The sequence below is a fragment of the Salinibacterium sp. NG253 genome (genome assembly GCF_015864945.1).
Classification (GTDB): Bacteria; Actinomycetota; Actinomycetes; order Actinomycetales; family Microbacteriaceae; genus Rhodoglobus.
Genome location: NZ_JADYWF010000002.1, coordinates 153399 through 168158 on the forward strand (window position 1 = coordinate 153399; position 14760 = coordinate 168158).

The 14760-nt window shown below is 63.1% G+C and carries 15 protein-coding genes; 8 read left to right on the forward strand and 7 right to left on the reverse strand.

The window, feature by feature from the left end:
- The first annotated feature begins 117 nt into the window (after nucleotides 1–117).
- Entirely contained in the window at nucleotides 118–1146 is a 1029-nt protein-coding gene (locus I6E52_RS10680) for an epimerase (RefSeq protein ID WP_197157287.1), read from the forward strand.
- 13 nt (nucleotides 1147–1159) lie between these two features.
- On the opposite strand, the gene I6E52_RS10685 is transcribed toward I6E52_RS10680, so the two are convergent.
- Nucleotides 1160–2026, reverse strand: a complete 867-nt coding sequence (locus tag I6E52_RS10685) for a DNA/RNA non-specific endonuclease (protein WP_197157289.1) — start codon at nucleotides 2024–2026, stop codon at nucleotides 1160–1162.
- Nucleotides 2027–2188: 162 nt separating this feature from the next.
- On the opposite strand from I6E52_RS10685, the gene I6E52_RS10690 reads away from it, so the two are divergent.
- On the forward strand, nucleotides 2189–3196 hold the full coding sequence (locus I6E52_RS10690; protein ID WP_197157291.1) for a Gfo/Idh/MocA family protein: 1008 nt from the start codon (nucleotides 2189–2191) through the stop codon (nucleotides 3194–3196).
- 17 nt (nucleotides 3197–3213) lie between these two features.
- Here I6E52_RS10690 and I6E52_RS10695 read toward each other — a convergent pair whose 3' ends face one another.
- Entirely contained in the window at nucleotides 3214–3924 is a 711-nt protein-coding gene (locus I6E52_RS10695) for a GNAT family N-acetyltransferase (protein ID WP_197157293.1), read from the reverse strand.
- Between the two features lie 266 nt (nucleotides 3925–4190).
- On the opposite strand from I6E52_RS10695, the gene I6E52_RS10700 reads away from it, so the two are divergent.
- The 5 genes from I6E52_RS10700 (at nucleotide 4191) to I6E52_RS10720 (ending at nucleotide 9839) form a co-directional block, all read left to right on the forward strand.
- Nucleotides 4191–6713: an FAD-dependent oxidoreductase gene (locus I6E52_RS10700; RefSeq protein WP_197157295.1), complete on the forward strand. Its 2523-nt coding sequence runs from the start codon at nucleotides 4191–4193 to the stop codon at nucleotides 6711–6713.
- A gap of 107 nt (nucleotides 6714–6820) precedes the next feature.
- Entirely contained in the window at nucleotides 6821–7390 is a 570-nt protein-coding gene (locus I6E52_RS10705) for a class I SAM-dependent methyltransferase (protein ID WP_197157297.1), read from the forward strand.
- Between the two features lie 468 nt (nucleotides 7391–7858).
- Nucleotides 7859–8305 (forward strand): MaoC family dehydratase N-terminal domain-containing protein, encoded by a 447-nt coding sequence (locus tag I6E52_RS10710; RefSeq protein ID WP_197126099.1) that lies wholly within the window; start codon nucleotides 7859–7861, stop codon nucleotides 8303–8305.
- A complete protein-coding gene (locus tag I6E52_RS10715; RefSeq protein ID WP_197126098.1) occupies nucleotides 8302–8709 on the forward strand; it encodes a MaoC/PaaZ C-terminal domain-containing protein in 408 nt (135 codons plus the stop codon). Before I6E52_RS10710 ends, I6E52_RS10715 begins: the two co-directional genes overlap by 4 nt.
- Nucleotides 8706–9839 (forward strand): UDP-N-acetylmuramate dehydrogenase, encoded by a 1134-nt coding sequence (locus I6E52_RS10720; protein WP_197157299.1) that lies wholly within the window; start codon nucleotides 8706–8708, stop codon nucleotides 9837–9839. The genes I6E52_RS10715 and I6E52_RS10720 overlap by 4 nt, the downstream gene beginning before the upstream one ends.
- Nucleotides 9840–9935: 96 nt before the next feature.
- On the opposite strand, the gene I6E52_RS10725 is transcribed toward I6E52_RS10720, so the two are convergent.
- The 4 genes from I6E52_RS10725 to I6E52_RS10740 are packed head-to-tail and all read right to left on the reverse strand — an operon-like array spanning nucleotide 9936 to nucleotide 13458.
- Nucleotides 9936–10565 carry a response regulator transcription factor gene (locus tag I6E52_RS10725; protein WP_197157301.1) on the reverse strand — a complete coding sequence of 210 codons (630 nt, stop codon included), beginning with the start codon at nucleotides 10563–10565 and terminating at the stop codon, nucleotides 9936–9938.
- The gene (locus I6E52_RS10730; RefSeq protein ID WP_197157303.1) at nucleotides 10562–11716 is read right to left on the reverse strand and encodes a sensor histidine kinase; all 1155 of its coding nucleotides are present in this window, start codon (nucleotides 11714–11716) and stop codon (nucleotides 10562–10564) included. The genes I6E52_RS10725 and I6E52_RS10730 overlap by 4 nt, the downstream gene beginning before the upstream one ends.
- Entirely contained in the window at nucleotides 11717–12586 is an 870-nt protein-coding gene (locus tag I6E52_RS10735) for an ABC transporter permease (protein WP_231602072.1), read from the reverse strand.
- The gene (locus I6E52_RS10740) at nucleotides 12583–13458 is read right to left on the reverse strand and encodes an ABC transporter ATP-binding protein (RefSeq protein ID WP_197157305.1); all 876 of its coding nucleotides are present in this window, start codon (nucleotides 13456–13458) and stop codon (nucleotides 12583–12585) included. The genes I6E52_RS10735 and I6E52_RS10740 overlap by 4 nt, the downstream gene beginning before the upstream one ends.
- A gap of 120 nt (nucleotides 13459–13578) precedes the next feature.
- Here I6E52_RS10740 and I6E52_RS10745 point away from each other — a divergent pair, with 120 nt between their 5' ends.
- Nucleotides 13579–14046, forward strand: a complete 468-nt coding sequence (locus tag I6E52_RS10745) for a hypothetical protein (RefSeq protein ID WP_197157307.1) — start codon at nucleotides 13579–13581, stop codon at nucleotides 14044–14046.
- Here I6E52_RS10745 and I6E52_RS10750 read toward each other — a convergent pair.
- Entirely contained in the window at nucleotides 14043–14732 is a 690-nt protein-coding gene (locus I6E52_RS10750) for a HEAT repeat domain-containing protein (protein ID WP_197157309.1), read from the reverse strand. The genes I6E52_RS10745 and I6E52_RS10750 overlap by 4 nt on opposite strands.
- Between the last annotated feature and the right edge of the window lie 28 nt (nucleotides 14733–14760).

The window sequence follows — 14760 nt, forward strand, 5'->3', positions numbered from 1 at the left end:
GGTCGCGACGTGGCGGTCTCCACCCGCCCTGCGGCTTTCTGTGGCTTGGAAGCCGAAGAGTTGCAGAGGGCTCTTTCGGTAGACTGAGTGAGAATATTTCAGACTCATGGGGGCGTCATGGCAGCGGAACAAACGGCGGCAGCAGCGGCGGCGGAACCAAGCGCGGCACAGCCGATTGCCGTAATCGCCGGGGCCAGCGGATTCGTCGGGCCAGCTATCGCCGACGCCTTCCGCGACGTCGGCTACGACGTGCGGTTCATCGGCCGCAGCGCCGCCGTCACGTGGAATGACCCCGCCGCGATCGCCCAGCTCGTCGATGGCTCGGCGATTGTCGTGAATCTCGCTGGCAAATCCGTGAACTGCCGCTACACCGTCGAGAACCGCAACGAGATTCTGCACTCGCGGGTGGACACAACGCGGGCACTTCGCGAGGCGATCGCCGCGGCATCCGCCCCGCCCGCCATCTGGATGAACGCGTCAACGGCGACGATCTACCGCCACTCAACCGACCGCCCCAATAGCGACGACAACGGCGAACTCGGCAAGGGCTTCTCGGTGGATGTTGCCCGCAACTGGGAGAACGAATTCTTCGAAGGCGACCTGCCGCACACGCGCCGCGTTGCCCTCCGTATGGCGATCGTACTGGGTGATGGCCCCGCCACCAACCTGCTGCTGCGGCTTGCGCGCATCGGACTCGGCGGTCCCCAAATCGATGGCTGGTGGTTCGGCCACAACCGATACCGCGGCATCGGCCCGACGCCAACGGGCAGTGGTCGCGCCGAAGGTCACAAGACCGGCGGGCGCCAGAAGTTCAGCTGGATTCACCTCGACGATGTCGTCAACGCGATCCGCTTTCTGCGCGACAACGACACGATCGACGGCCCCGTCAACCTCGCGAGCCCCAACCCCTCCGACAACCGCACGCTCATGGGCATCCTGCGCGCAGCGGTCGGCGCACCGTTTGGCTTGCCTGCCTGGCGATGGATGCTCGAGCCCGCCATGTGGGCTCTCAGAACCGAGCCCGAACTCATCCTCAAGAGCCGCTGGGTTGTGCCCGGCACGCTCACCGAGGCGGGCTTCACGTTCGAGCATCCCGACGTCGCAGATGCCATTGCCGATGTCGCGGGTAGTGACTCGCGCGCCTAGAGCTAAGCGCGAACTACAGTCGCACGCCTTCGATCGAGCTCAATTCCACCCACCGCGCTTCGTGACGGCCGGCGGCCGCCGCCGGAACGGGCTCGAGCACATCTGCCGCGCTAAGTGCGCCCATGGTCAACCCGGTGAGCTCAGCAATATCGACGATAGGCACTTGGAAGGTGCAAAACGGCCCCAGCGGCGGGGGAGCGCCGTCGGCGATGGCGCGGGCACGAGCCTCATCGAGATCAACCTCGTCTAGCTGCGGGCGCTGGTCAAGCAGAAATCCCGCGGCGCGAACTACGACGGCACCGGCATCGCCAGCGTTCGCCCACGCGGCGATCTTCCAGAACAGTTGCGGGATGCCCACACCCCGGTACACCGGATCGTCGTCGCCGAGCACGGGCGCCGTAAACACGCTGATGCGGTTTCGGTTGGTGCGCGCGTATTCCAACACATGATCTTCAAGGCCCAGCCAGAGCTCTTTCGACTGGTTGAACCCCGCAGCTTGAGGCGCAGCGTTCGTGAACGCAAAGGTGTCGTAGTTGGCTTGGCTTGCGGTCGCCCCGTCGCCCCAGACCGGGTCGCGCCTGCGCACAAGATGCCCCCGGTCGAGGTCATTGCGGGCGTACACGGCCTCGCCGGTCTGCTCCTGCTCGGGGACGCGCGAATCCAGATGCCAGTCATTACCGCGACCCACATCAACGAGTTGATCGCCATCGATGTTCACGCCGGTCGCGCTGGCGAGCCCCCGCAGCGGATCCAGATTTACCGAGAAATGCGTATACGGCAACTCACGAATCGGAGCTCCTGAGGCCGGGGAGGGCAACGGCACGGCAACACCCAAGAAATCAGCGTCGTACCCGTCGGAACTGAGCGATGCGGCATCCATGGAGGTAGTGAAGCAGTCGCTCCTGACATTGAGCCGGACAATTCCAGATGCACGCCCCAGCCAGCGCAAACCAACACACCACAGCTCCGAGCGCGGCCGCGCCACTGCGAGAGTGGGAGACAATGGGGCAGTGCCACTCGTGCACAGAAGAAGTGAGGACCTATGCCGACCGTTGCGCAGCCCCGAATCGGATTTGTCGGCGCAGGCCTCCACTCCTCACTCAACTTGTATCCCGCGTTTGCCGCGACGGGTGTCCCTCTGGTTGGCGTTGCGGAGCGCAATCCTGCTCGCGTCGCTGAGGCTGAAGCCCGTGGCATCCATCCCATCTTCCCGAACCACCTCGCACTCATCGAAGCCTCGAACCTCGATGGCATCGTGGTGTCGCTCGCGCCTCACCTGCAGGCTGACGTCGTTGCCGACTGCGTTCGCGCGGGAGTCGCTGTGTTCGTCGAGAAACCACTCGGGTCGACCGAGGCCGAAGCTGACGAGATTGCCGAAATCGCCGCGGATGCTGGCGTGCCCGTGATGCTCGGATTCATGAAGCGATTCGCCCCGGCTTACACCCAGCTAAAAGCTCTCATCGGCGAAGACACCGAGCAGGGCCCCGTCTTGTCGTACGCCTGCGAGTTTGGTTTTGCCGCGTGGAAGCCCGACTTCACGCCGGTCGAGTTCATCACCCAGGCGGTCATTCACCTCATCGACCTCGTGCGAGACATCTTTGGAGAAGTTGTTGACGTCTCAGCGATCAAGAACAGCGTGGGCGATGGGCTCGCAATCATTGTGCAGGTGCGCCACGAAAGCGGAGTAGTCGGATCGTTGAACTTCGTGTCAGCGAGAGCGTGGTCGCGCGAGACCGAAGAACTCAGCGTGACGTGCACCAACGGCGTCGTGCGGGTCTCCGACCTGAGTCGCATCCAAGTGCTCACGGGCGAAGTTGCCGGTACCACCGCCGGGCCAGGCGAAACCCTTGCCGAGCGGTCCGTCACCTTCGACGTGTCGAACTCTCCCGGCTCCGGGAGCCTCAAAGATCTCTATCTGCGTGGCTACGTCGGCGAGATGAAACACTTCGTCGGAGTGCTGCAGGGCACCGAACAACTCAGTCCGTCGGCAGCGGATAACGTGCGCACAATGGCACTCTGCGACACAATCCTTGCTGCCATCTCCGACTGAGAGACGACCACTGCAGGTCAGTCGTTCAGCGGCACGACATCCCACTGCCCAAAGAGGGTGAAGCCTGCGGCGAGGGCAACAGCGACAGAGCCTGCGTTGTCGGGCTGGCAGCGGTATTGCGGTTCGTAGCCGTCGGCAAGAGCGCGTGCACTGATGGCGCGAACGGTGCGGGTGGCGAGCCCGCGACCTCGGTGCTCCGGCAGGGTGATGATGCCGAGATCGGCAAGCTGCGAGCCGCGCCACGGGTACATGCTGGACGCGGCGACGAGCTGGTCATCGGTAAAGGTTCCGTAGACGAGCCAGTGATCGAGTTCCACGAATGCTTCGTCGAGTTCTCGTTCGGGAATGGCTGCGGTGAACTTCTCGAACGCGGCAGCATCCGCTTCAGTTAGTTGGCGCGTTGTCTCAGGAATCACTTCGGCGCGAAGGGTGTCTTGGGCGTGCCGCGGGAGGTAGAAAAGTTGATCGGCGCCGTTGAGGGCAACCCCGGCGGCATCGAGTTCGGAGCGCAATTGCTCGGCGCTAATGCGTTGCCCCTTGGTGAAATCGAGTCGCTCGGCGAATGACGGCACGAGGCTGACGATGCTGGGTCCGGCGGCGACATCCAGCAGCGTGACGGCGGTGTTCGTCGGGAGCGTTTCTGCAACTCGCACCACATACAGCGCGTCGAAGGCGGGCTCTCGCTCGTACGTCGGCAGCCAGTAGTCAAAGACGATCGGTGAATACATTCGAACCCTCTCGGATGCCGCGGCGGTGCTATCGCGCTGTCGGGCGCTGGCACAGTGGCAGGTTCGCAGACTAGCAAACAGCCCTATGGATGCCGCAGCCGAGCTGTGGAAAACCAGTCAAGAGATACGCCCCAATGGTGCATCGCGACAAGCCCCAAGTACTCCCACACGAAGCACTGCACAGGAGTAGCGTGAGATATATAGCGGTGCATTGATGGACTGTGAATGGCACAGCCCAGAGGTCGCCGCAGAAGGCATGGCATCCCATGAAGTTGGTCGTTGTTGGAGGAGTTGCTGGAGGCGCGTCGGTTGCAGCCCGCGCGCGCAGGCTAGACGAAAGTGCAGAAATTGTCGTGCTGGAGCGCGGCCATCACGTGTCATTCGCGAACTGTGGATTGCCCTACCACATTGGTGAAGTCATCACCGAGAGAGACCGACTGCTTCTGCAGACGCCCGAGAGCCTGCGCGAGTCTCTCAACATCGAAGTGCGTATCGCGCACGAGGTCACTGCGATTGACCGCCAGGCCAAAACCGTTTCGGTACGCGAGGTCGACACTGGGCGCGAGTATGTCGAAAGCTACGACAACCTCGCCTTGTGCACGGGGGCGGAAGCCATCCGCCCACCGCTGCCGGGTATCGACCTTTCCGAGGTGCATGTCCTGCGTCGCATCGGCGACATGGATGCTATCAAAGCCGAACTCGATGCTGACCTGGAGAAGGCGGCCAGTGGCGCTCGCGGGCCCGTGCGTTGCGTCGTGATCGGCGCCGGCTACATCGGCCTTGAGATGGCCGAAAACTTGAAGCACCGTGGTGCGCTCGTGGATGTCGTGGAATTGAGCGACCAGATTCTTCCGCCTCTCGACCACGAGATGTCGGTTCCCGTTGAACACCACCTCCGCAGCCGGGGAATCACTCTTCACCTCTCGACGGGTGCTGCCGCCTTCGCGCCGCGCACCGGCGGAGGAGTAACGGTGGAGCTCACGAACTCGACCACTCTTGAGGCGGATGTCGTCATCCTGTCGGTCGGAGTCCGCCCGAGCGTTGGTCTTGCGAAGGATGCCGGCCTCGACCTGGGCGAGCACGGTGGGCTGGCTGTTGACACCCACATGCGCACCTCTGACCCAAACATCTGGGCTGCCGGCGACTCGGTCGAAACCCCGAACACGGTGCTGCCGGGCTCCTGGCTTGCACCGCTTGCGGGGCCCGCTAACCGCGAAGCGCGCGTTGCTGCCGAAAACATCTGCGGGCGTGACACCGAGTACAAGTCCACTCAGGGCACCTCGATTGTGAAGATCTTCGAGATGGTCGCGGGTGGCACCGGCGCGACGGAACGCCAGTTGCTGGCAGCGGGCGTCACCTATCGGGCCGTGCACGTGCATCCATCCGGCCACGCTGGTTACTACCCGGGCACCGCGATGATGCACATCAAGCTGCTCTTCACGCCGGACTCGGGAAAGGTGCTCGGCGCTCAAGTCACCGGTTTTGATGGCGTCGATAAGCGCCTCGATGTTTTCGCCACCGCGCTTCGTGCAGGCCTCACCGTCTGGGATCTCGAAGAACTCGAGCTCGCCTACGCCCCGCCGTTTGGTTCGGCTAAGGACCCGGTGAACATGGCCGGCTTCGTCGCCAGCAACGTACTGCTCGGCGACCTGAACCTCTGGTACGCGCAGGACTACCCGCAGGCCACCGAGGGCGCACGCATCATTGACGTGCGCACGCCAGAAGAGTTCTCCATCTTCCACCTGCCCGGCGCCGAGAACGTGCCGCTTGCGACCCTCCGCACCGACACCGGCGACTGGGATCGGTCAGTAGGCCTGCGTCTCTACTGTTCCGTCGGTTTCCGCAGTTACCTTGCCTACCGCATCCTTGTGCAGCTGGGATTTACGGATGTCGCCACACTGTCGGGCGGATCCGAAACGTTCCGAGCGTGGCATGAGGTCGAGCCCGACACCGACGGACCGATCGAGCCAGAAACCTCGTACGCCGAAGCAGCCGAAGCGCTCAACTCGGCTCGTGTCGCGGCGCACGTTGCCAACGGCACCGGTGTTTCGGTGAACCTGGACTGTACGGGCCTCGCCTGTCCTGGCCCGATCATGAAGCTTGCGACCGAAATGAAGGGGCTCAACCTCGGCGACGAGATTGTCGTGCACGTTTCCGACCCCGGCTTCGCGAGCGATGCACCCGCGTGGGTGCGCCGCAACGGTCACGAACTCTTGGCCATCGAACCGGAGGGGCCCGGCTATGTGGCCACCATCCGCAAGGCTGGTCCCGAGGCGCTCTTGCTCGCCGGTGGGGGAGGAGTCGTTGCCGCCCCTGCGAAACCCAAGGTGTCATTTGTGGTGTTCTCGGGCGACCTCGACAAGGTGATCGCCGCGTTCATCATCGCCAACGGTGCTGTCTCGATGGGCGAAGAGGTGTCGATGTTCTTCACCTTCTGGGGCCTCAACGCGCTTCGCCAGCAAAAGCCACCGAAGCGTCAGCGTAAGGCGATGGACAAACTCTTCGCCGGCATGATGCCCGCTGGTGCCGACAAGCTCACGCTCTCGCAGATGCACATGATGGGCGCGGGCACCGCGATGATCAAGAAGACCATGAAGAAGAACGGCGTGCACTCGCTACCCGAACTCATGGAATCGGCAATGGCGGGCGGCGCTCGCATCATCGGTTGCACCATGACGATGGATCTGCTCGGCATCGCCGAATCTGATCTCATCGAGGGTGTTGAGCTCGGCGGGGTCGCTACGTTCTTGGGCGAGGCCGCTGAATCTACGACGACGCTGTTCATCTAACACCGTGCTGATTCTCCACACGCTCTCACTCGCGGGTCGTCCCCGTGGGTGAGGGCGGCTGGCGCGAAAAGTTCTTTCGTCAGGGATTCATCAAACTGTCTCCGACGATGGATGCCCGGGGTGGCAACACCCACCGTGCTGAACTTTTTCGCGCTATCTCCGGCACCGTGGTCGAGGTCGGCGCGGGAACCGGCACCACTTTTCAGCACTACGGTTCGGCGGTGGATTCCGTTCACGCCGTCGAGCCGGATGCCGAACTGCGGTCGATCGCCGAGGCTGCGGCACTGAAGGCAAGTGTCCCCATCACTGTCAGCGACGGCACCGCAGAAGCGCTGCCCCTCGCCTCTAACAGCTGCGATTGGGTCGTGTGCAGCCTGGTTCTCTGCACGGTCCCTGATCAACGGGCCGCGCTCGCGGAGTTCACGCGCGTGCTCAAACCGGGCGGGCACCTCGCGTTTTACGAGCACGTGCGTTCGAGCAATCGTGTGGTCGCGGTGATCGAGGATGCTCTTACTCCTGCCTGGGCTGCAATAGCAGGCGGATGCCGCCCCAACCGCGACACCCTTGCCGCGATTGAAGCCGCCGGTTTCGAAGTCGATGCCGTCGACCGGTTCGGGTTCTCCCCGCATCCGGTGTCGCCTCCCGTTGCCCATATCTCGGGCACAGCGCACCTGTAGCGGGAGTGCAGCTTCGCGTCCTGAGGGAGGGCGTTTGCGGTGAAATGTCAGTGGCTGAGGGTAGATTTAAAGAAAATTGGCCGACACGCCGAGACACTACATCTGGGGTAATGACATGGGTGTCATTACCCATATATAGTGAAATCTCCGACAAACCGCCGGAAAACTTCTAGAAGACTTTTAAGGAGGATCGAATGGATAACGAAAACGACACCGTTGGCGGATATGCAATTCCCGTCGACCCAATGGATCTTCTGCAGTGCGACAGCTGCCAGTAAAAACTTACTGAGCTAACGCCTCACAGAATTTCTGAAGCCCCGGCAGACCTCACGGTCACCGGGGCTTCACCCATTTAACAGCCGCAACACAATCCGGCCGCAACACATTCCGGGCCCAATAAACCGGCCCACAAACACAACCCCAATTTCACCCACACACGTATCGCCAACATTGCCTAAGCTGGACACCGTGCCAGTGAATAAAGAACTAGAAGGCCGGGTCTTCCCGCCCACGACCCCCTACCTCGTCGGGCGAGAAAAAGTACGCGAATTTGCGCGCGCCGTCTTCGCTCAAAGTCCGCTCAACCACGACCCCGAAGCCGCCAGAGCAGCAGGCTTCGCCGATGTCGTAGCACCGCCCACTTTCGCCGTCGTCATCCAAGAAGCAGGCCTCGCCCTTCTCTTGGCCGCCCCCGACACTGGCATCGATTTTTCTCGCATCGTGCACGGCGAACAAAAGTTCACCTCCACGCGACCTATCGTCGCTGGCGACGAACTCACCGCCATCCTGACCGTCACGAGCATTAAGTCCCTTGGCGGCAACGACATGATCACCGCCGAAACCGCCATCAGTGATGCCGCAGGCGACCACGTCGTCACCGCGACCTCCGTACTTGTCATGAGAGGCACAGAATGAGCGACCTCGTCGTCGGCCAAGAACTCATCACCGGCAAAGTCACCCTCACCCGCTTCTCGCTCGTGCGCTACGCGGGAGCATCCGGAGACTTCAACCCCATCCATTACCGGGATGACGTTGCCGCCTCCGTGGGCCTCCCCGGTGTGCTCGCCCACGGCATGCTCACCATGGGCCTCGCCGTGCAACCCGTCATTGACTGGATGGGCGACCGCGGCGAACTCGTCGAGTACGGTGTGCGCTTCACTCGCCCTGTCGTCGTCGACGGCAACGGCGGCGTCGTTGTTACTGTCACCGCCAAGGTTGGCGCGATCGAAGACGACGTGACGCGCATCGACCTCACTGTCAGCGCCAACAACCAAACCGTGCTTGGCAAAGCACAAGTGAGGGTCAAACTTCACCAATGACCGACACCGTTTCCCCCGACAGCACAGCACCTGCTGAGAGCACCGTGCTCGCCGACCTCACCACCATCCGAGTCGGCGGGCCCGCACGCACGCTAGTGAGCCCCACGACTGAAGTTGAGCTCCTCGAGAGTGTGCGTGCCGTCTGGGAACGCGGCGACGACTGGCTGCTCATCGGCGGCGGCTCCAATATGGTGATCAGTGACGAAGGATATGACGGCACCGTCATCCACATCGCCACTCGCGGCATCCAAGTCACCAATCAAACGGACACGACCCTCAGCCTCCGCGTGCAGGCGGGCGAATCATGGGACGCCCTCGTTGCGCGCCTCGTCGCCCGCGGCTGGGGCGGGATCGAAGCCCTCAGCGGCATCCCCGGGTCCGTCGGCGCAGCCCCCATTCAAAACATCGGAGCCTACGGCCAAGAAGTCGCCAGCGCCCTCACCGGCATTGACTTTCTCGACTACGACAGCGGCGAACTCGTGCACCTCACGACGGTCGAACTCGAACTCGGCTACCGCAGCTCCGTCATCAAAAGTGGCCTCGCCGGAGTCGTCGTTGCCGTGTACCTCACCGTCACCGCCTCACCCGCCAGCACAGTGCAGTATCCACAACTCGCTACCGCCCTCGGGGTAAACGTCGGCGACGCTGTGCCCCTGCAGCAGGTGCGCGACACGGTGCTCGCCCTGCGTGCCTCCAAGGCGATGGTGCTCGACCCCAACGAACCAGACTCTGCCAGCTGCGGGTCATTCTTTACGAACCCGATCGTGCCAGAACACATCGCTCGCGGGCTTCCCGCGGATGCCCCACGCTGGGTTATCGACGACGATCCCGTCACCGACGTTGCGGTTCCGCTCGGCGAAGTACCCGCCCCGCCACCCGCGCCGAAGCCGCGCCTGGTGAAGCTCAGCGCCGCCTGGCTCATCGAACATTCGGGCGTGAACAAGGGCTTCAGGCTGCCGGGCTCGCGAGCCGCAGTGTCGACGAAGCACAGCCTCGCGATCGTCAACCGCACTGGCGCGGACGCCACCGAGATTGCAGAACTTTCGCGCTACATCGGTGCGTGTGTGCTCAGCCGATACGGCATCCACTTGCAGCCAGAACCCGTCGCCGTTGGCGTCGAACTCGCCTAGTTCGCCGAACTCGCCTAACTCGCCTAGTTCGCCTAACTCGCCTAACCCGTCTAACAACGCGCGCTCACCCGCGAGCCTCGCCTAGCTCAGGCGGCGCTACCGAGAGCGGGGCAGCAACCCCAGCTCCATCGCTTTCGTGACGGCCCGCGTGCGGTCCTTCACGTCAAGCTTTTCGAAGACGTGGATGAGGTGCGTCTTCACGGTAGCCTCGCTCACGAACAGGGCGGCCGCAATCTTTCGGTTGCTGTTGCCCTCGGCCACGAGCCCCAATACTTGAGTCTCACGATCGCTCAGCGACACCTTCGCGGGCTCGCGCATGCGATTCACGAGCAGCGCCGCAATCGACGGTGCTAACGCGACCTCGCCCCGCGCGACCGAACGAAGACCGGCCAGAATCTCTTCTTGCGGTGCCGCCTTCAACAGGTAGCCGCTCGCTCCAGCCTCGATGGCGGTCAGAATGTTCTCGTCGGATTCATACGTGGTGAGGATGAGCACGCGAACGTCGGGGCGAGCGGCCACGAGTTGCGCGGTCGCTTCTGCGCCTCCGAGGCCGGGCATGCGCAAATCCATGAGCACAACGTCGGGGGAGAGCTGCGTGGCTAGCGCGACCGCCTCGACACCGTCGCTGGCTTCGCCGACAACTTCGATGTCATCCGCCGAGCTCAGCAGGCCGACGATTCCACTGCGGACAATCGGATGATCGTCAGCAACAACGACACGGATCATGCAAGAACTTCCTTCGGGATGGTGGCGCGCACGGTGGTGCCGGCGCCCGAACTGTCGACGTCGAGGCGGCCGTTGACGAGCGCCAAGCGTTCGCTCATGCCCTCAAGCCCAAACCCGGTGCGGGCTGTTGTGGGGTCGAAGCCGACACCGTCATCGGCGACCGAGACGGTGAGTCCAGTGTCATCGACCGACACCGAGATCGTCGCGCGCGTGGCCGACGCGTGCTTGCGCACATTCGCGAGGGCCTCCTGAGCGCAGCGCAACACCACCACCTCTGTCTCGCGTTCAATCGCGGGCAGCTGTTCGGCATCCACTGTCACGGTCAGTTGGGTTTCGCGCGTGTAGCGTTCGGCCAGTCGGTGCAGCGCGCTCGAAATACCGTCACCCGTGAGCCCAACCGGGGCGGATGCCGTCACCAGTGCACGCGCTTCCGCGAGCGCTGCGCGGGCACTGTCTTCGATCAGCTCGAGTTGTTCGGCTGCGGCAGCAGGGTGGTTGTTGTCGAGTTCGCGCCTGGCTCTTTGGGCAACGAGCACTAGCCCGGTGAGGTCTTGCGCGATGGTGTCGTGGATTTCGCGGGCAAGCCGCTCTCGTTCGCTGGAGACTCCGGCATCCCGGCTGATGGCGGCGAGCTCGTCTCGGGTCGATTGCAGTTCGAGCACCAGATCGTGGCGTTGGTCGCTGAGCGTGGAGATCTGCGTGATCCAGAGTCCGAGGGCGAGGCTGAAAAGGAGGGAGAGGGTAACGATCGTGGTGGTGTAGAGCAGTGCATTTGCGCTGAGACCCATGGTGATGAGAAACCCGATGCCGACAGAGAGGGCGAGGGCGACGTTGCCGATGATGGCGTTGCGGGTGCGTTCGGCCAGCACCCAGACGAGCGGGTAGGCAAGCGATTGCAGGGTGGCCATCACGGGCATGAACGCGACGGCGGCCCCGACGGTGACCACGAGCACTCCGACATACACGGCGGCGATAGTGGAATTGTCTCTGGCGCGGACGCCGAGGGTGAACCAGGCGAGCGCGAAGGCGGCGAGGGCCACCGCGGCACCGAGCCGACTACCGGAGCCGTAGCCGCCGGAGCCGACGATGAGCACTGCCATGACCGCCGAAGTGGCGATCACAGCAATGCTCATCCACCGAACGAAACCCATTTAGCTATCCTTGCGGATCCAGCGGAAGGTGATGCGCGTCATGATCAGACCGATCACGAGCCAGAGGCCGGTGGCGATGGCAACGCCGGGAAGGTTCCAGCTTTCGGATTGCTCCATCACTTCGAAGCTTGCGGGCAGGAACACTTCGCGCATTCCCTGCGCCATCCACTTCAGGGGGAAGATGCTGGCGAAGTTCTGCAACCACTCGGGCAGCATCGAGAATCCGAGGTACACGCCGGAGATGAACTGCAGCACGAGAGCCACCGGGATCACGACGGCGGTCGCACTCTTACCGCTGCGAGGGAGCCCGCTCAGGGCAATACCGAGCACGGCGGATGTCGTGACTCCGAGCACAAAGACCCAGGCGAAGGTCACCCATTTGCTGGGTTCGCTCGGCAGTTCGACGTCGAATGCGACACTCGCGACCAGAATCACGAGGGCAGCTTGCAGCACGCCGGTCACGAAGACTTGCCCGATCTTGCCGATGAAGTAGCTCATCACCGGCAGGGGTGTGCCGGCGAGGCGTTTGAGGGTGCCGTCGCTTCGTTCCATAGCAATGTCGATCGCCATGTTCTGCAGGCCACTGAGGAGCAGGCCGGCGGCGATCATCCCTGGCAGGTAGAAAGCAGCTGCCGTGAGTGGTTCTTCTTCGGTCCCGAAGTTCTGTTCGCTGAAGGCAACCGCAAAGATCGTGAGCATGACGACGGGGAACAAGAAGGTGAAGAACACCGAATCGCCCTGGCGAAAGTAGCTCCGCACTTCGAGCGTGATGCGGCTGAATCCGAGCTTGAGGCTGCGGCCGATTCCGAGGCCAAAGCTTGGCGTGCTGGCAGCCGTCGCCGCCGAGCTGGTCGTGGTTGGGGTGCTCATCGTGCGTTCTCCACTTCGCGTGCGTGTGCGTGGTCGGAGACCAACTGCAGGTAGATGTCTTCCAAACTGGGGCGAACAATCTCGAGCCCGGTCGGTTCTGCGCCGGCGGCCATGAGGGATGCCACGACAGCGCCAGGAGCGTGGGTGCGTTCTTCGTGCTTGCCGTTGGCATCGCGCCAACGCACGCGTGGGGTGCGCGCTTCTTGCCCGCCAATCTCGTCGATCGCACCAATGTCGATCATCTTTCCGCCCGCAATCACTCCGGCACGATCGCCGAGCTGGGCCGCTTCGTCGAGGTAGTGGGTGGTGAGGAGGATGGTCGTTCCGTCCGCTTTGAGCGAGCGAATGAGCTGCCAAAACTGCTGACGCGCCTCGGGGTCAAAGCCCGTGGTGGGTTCGTCGAGAAAGAGCAGCTCGGGGCTGCCGATGATGCCGAGCGCGACATCCACTCGCCGACGTTGCCCGCCAGAAAGTTTGCGGATCAGCGTTCCGGCCTTCTCCTCAAGCCCGACCGATGCAACAACTTCGTCGACATCGCGGGGATGGGGGTAGTAACCAGCAAAGTGGGTGAGCTGTTCGCGCACCGACACATTGCCGCTCTCGCCACTGGACTGCAGAACGATGCCGAGGCGAGCCTTCCAAGCGAGGCCACCCTTGCCGGGGTCAACGCCGAGCACACTCACGGAGCCACCGGTGCGATCCCGGTAGCCTTCCAAAATCTCGATCGTGGTCGACTTGCCTGCGCCGTTAGGGCCAAGCAGCGCGAAGGTTTCGCCGCGCTGAATCTCAAAACTAACCGAGTCAACAGCGGCAAAAGAACCGTAGGTTTTGCGCAGATTTTCGACCTGCACGACAGGAGCGGTGGTGTTCATGCTTCTATCGTCGCTTGTCTGGGCGCGCTGCGACAGGTGCAGACGGTTAGAGGTCTATCAACCGATCGGTTGATGCGAGGTATGGCGGGGATTGTCAGCCAGCCCCATTACCGTCGAATCATGATCACGCCGGCCCGCTCTCGAACATCTGCTCTCACCGCGCTCGCGCTCGCCGTTACTTTCACCGTGACGGGATGCTCGACTGCGAGCACCTCGAACAACAACACCTCTGAACTCAGCACAACGCCGCCAGCCAGCTCAAGCCCTGACGCGGCCACATTCTTCCCCGATATCGAGGATGTAAGCGTCTCGCCGACGGGAACGAACCTGTTCGATTTCGCCGTCACTGTGAGCTCGCCGTACGACACTCCGGAGCAGTATGCCGACGGATGGCGCGTGCTCGCCCCCGATGGCACGGTGCTGGGTGAGCACACGCTTTCGCACGATCACGCCAGCGAGCAGCCTTTCACCCGAACTCAAGCGGGCGTGGAAATTCCTGAAGGCATCACCGAGGTCACCATCGAGGGTCGCGACCAAGCAAACGGCTACGGCGGCACAACGGTGACGGTCGAACTGCCGGGGCGCTAGTCGCTGTCGCCCTCGGGCTCCTCTGCCGCAGCGGCATCTGCTAGCAGCACGCGCAGCTCCGCATCAAACAGCGCTGCCTCGTAGCCGTCGTCGGGAGATTCCCGCAACAGCAGCGTGGTCAGAGCGTGAAGCCGTACATCCCCAGCGCCGTTTTCGACAATCTCGTCGAGCAGCGGTGTCGCGTACATCCCCAGCGCCGCAAGTGATCGACTGAGACTCATGTGAGCTTCGCGCTCGCCGCGCCCAAGGTGTGCGACCAACTGGGAAGCGAGTTCAGCTTCGTCGCCGTCGGGCACCAAAACGGTAGCAACCCGCCACGCTGTGCGGGCGACGGTCTCATCCGAGTCGTTGAGAAGAGCGGGAGTTATTGCGTCCCACCCGGCGGGGTCACCAATTTTCGAGAGAGTGTGCAGCGCTTGGCTGCGCGCTTGGGCGGTCGCCGATAGTGTTTCGGCAATTAGCAGCGGCACCGTAACCGCTGCTGGATGCCGCATGAGCGCCCACGTGAGTGTCTCGCGAACGTTGAGGTCGGGTTCGAGTGCGCAGTGCTCGAGCAGCACGCTCACGAACTCGTCCCGCGGATGCGTTCCGGCGGAGAGGGCAGCCTGAAGCCGTTGGGAGGGTAGCGCGCCGGTGAGGGCCGCGCTCAACCGGCCGGCGGCATCGAGCGGTGGTGTCGCATCCATAAATCCTCCACCGCGTCGGGGCGGTTGG

Excerpts from the sequence above, each read along its gene's own strand:
- I6E52_RS10690 (WP_197157291.1), top strand. The coding sequence starts at position 2,189 with ATGCCGACCGTTGCGCAGCCCCGAATCGGATTTGTCGGCGCAGGCCTC.
- I6E52_RS10725 (WP_197157301.1), bottom strand. The coding sequence starts at position 10,565 with ATGATCCGTGTCGTTGTTGCTGACGATCATCCGATTGTCCGCAGTGGA.
- I6E52_RS10685 (WP_197157289.1), bottom strand. The coding sequence starts at position 2,026 with ATGGATGCCGCATCGCTCAGTTCCGACGGGTACGACGCTGATTTCTTG.
- I6E52_RS10740 (WP_197157305.1), bottom strand. The coding sequence starts at position 13,458 with ATGAACACCACCGCTCCTGTCGTGCAGGTCGAAAATCTGCGCAAAACC.
- I6E52_RS10745 (WP_197157307.1), top strand. The coding sequence starts at position 13,579 with ATGATCACGCCGGCCCGCTCTCGAACATCTGCTCTCACCGCGCTCGCG.
- I6E52_RS10680 (WP_197157287.1), top strand. The coding sequence starts at position 118 with ATGGCAGCGGAACAAACGGCGGCAGCAGCGGCGGCGGAACCAAGCGCG.
- I6E52_RS10695 (WP_197157293.1), bottom strand. The coding sequence starts at position 3,924 with ATGTATTCACCGATCGTCTTTGACTACTGGCTGCCGACGTACGAGCGA.
- I6E52_RS10730 (WP_197157303.1), bottom strand. The coding sequence starts at position 11,716 with ATGGGTTTCGTTCGGTGGATGAGCATTGCTGTGATCGCCACTTCGGCG.
- I6E52_RS10705 (WP_197157297.1), top strand. The coding sequence starts at position 6,821 with ATGGATGCCCGGGGTGGCAACACCCACCGTGCTGAACTTTTTCGCGCT.
- I6E52_RS10750 (WP_197157309.1), bottom strand. The coding sequence starts at position 14,732 with ATGGATGCGACACCACCGCTCGATGCCGCCGGCCGGTTGAGCGCGGCC.
- I6E52_RS10720 (WP_197157299.1), top strand. The coding sequence starts at position 8,706 with ATGACCGACACCGTTTCCCCCGACAGCACAGCACCTGCTGAGAGCACC.
- I6E52_RS10735 (WP_231602072.1), bottom strand. The coding sequence starts at position 12,586 with ATGAGCACCCCAACCACGACCAGCTCGGCGGCGACGGCTGCCAGCACG.
- I6E52_RS10715 (WP_197126098.1), top strand. The coding sequence starts at position 8,302 with ATGAGCGACCTCGTCGTCGGCCAAGAACTCATCACCGGCAAAGTCACC.
- I6E52_RS10700 (WP_197157295.1), top strand. The coding sequence starts at position 4,191 with ATGAAGTTGGTCGTTGTTGGAGGAGTTGCTGGAGGCGCGTCGGTTGCA.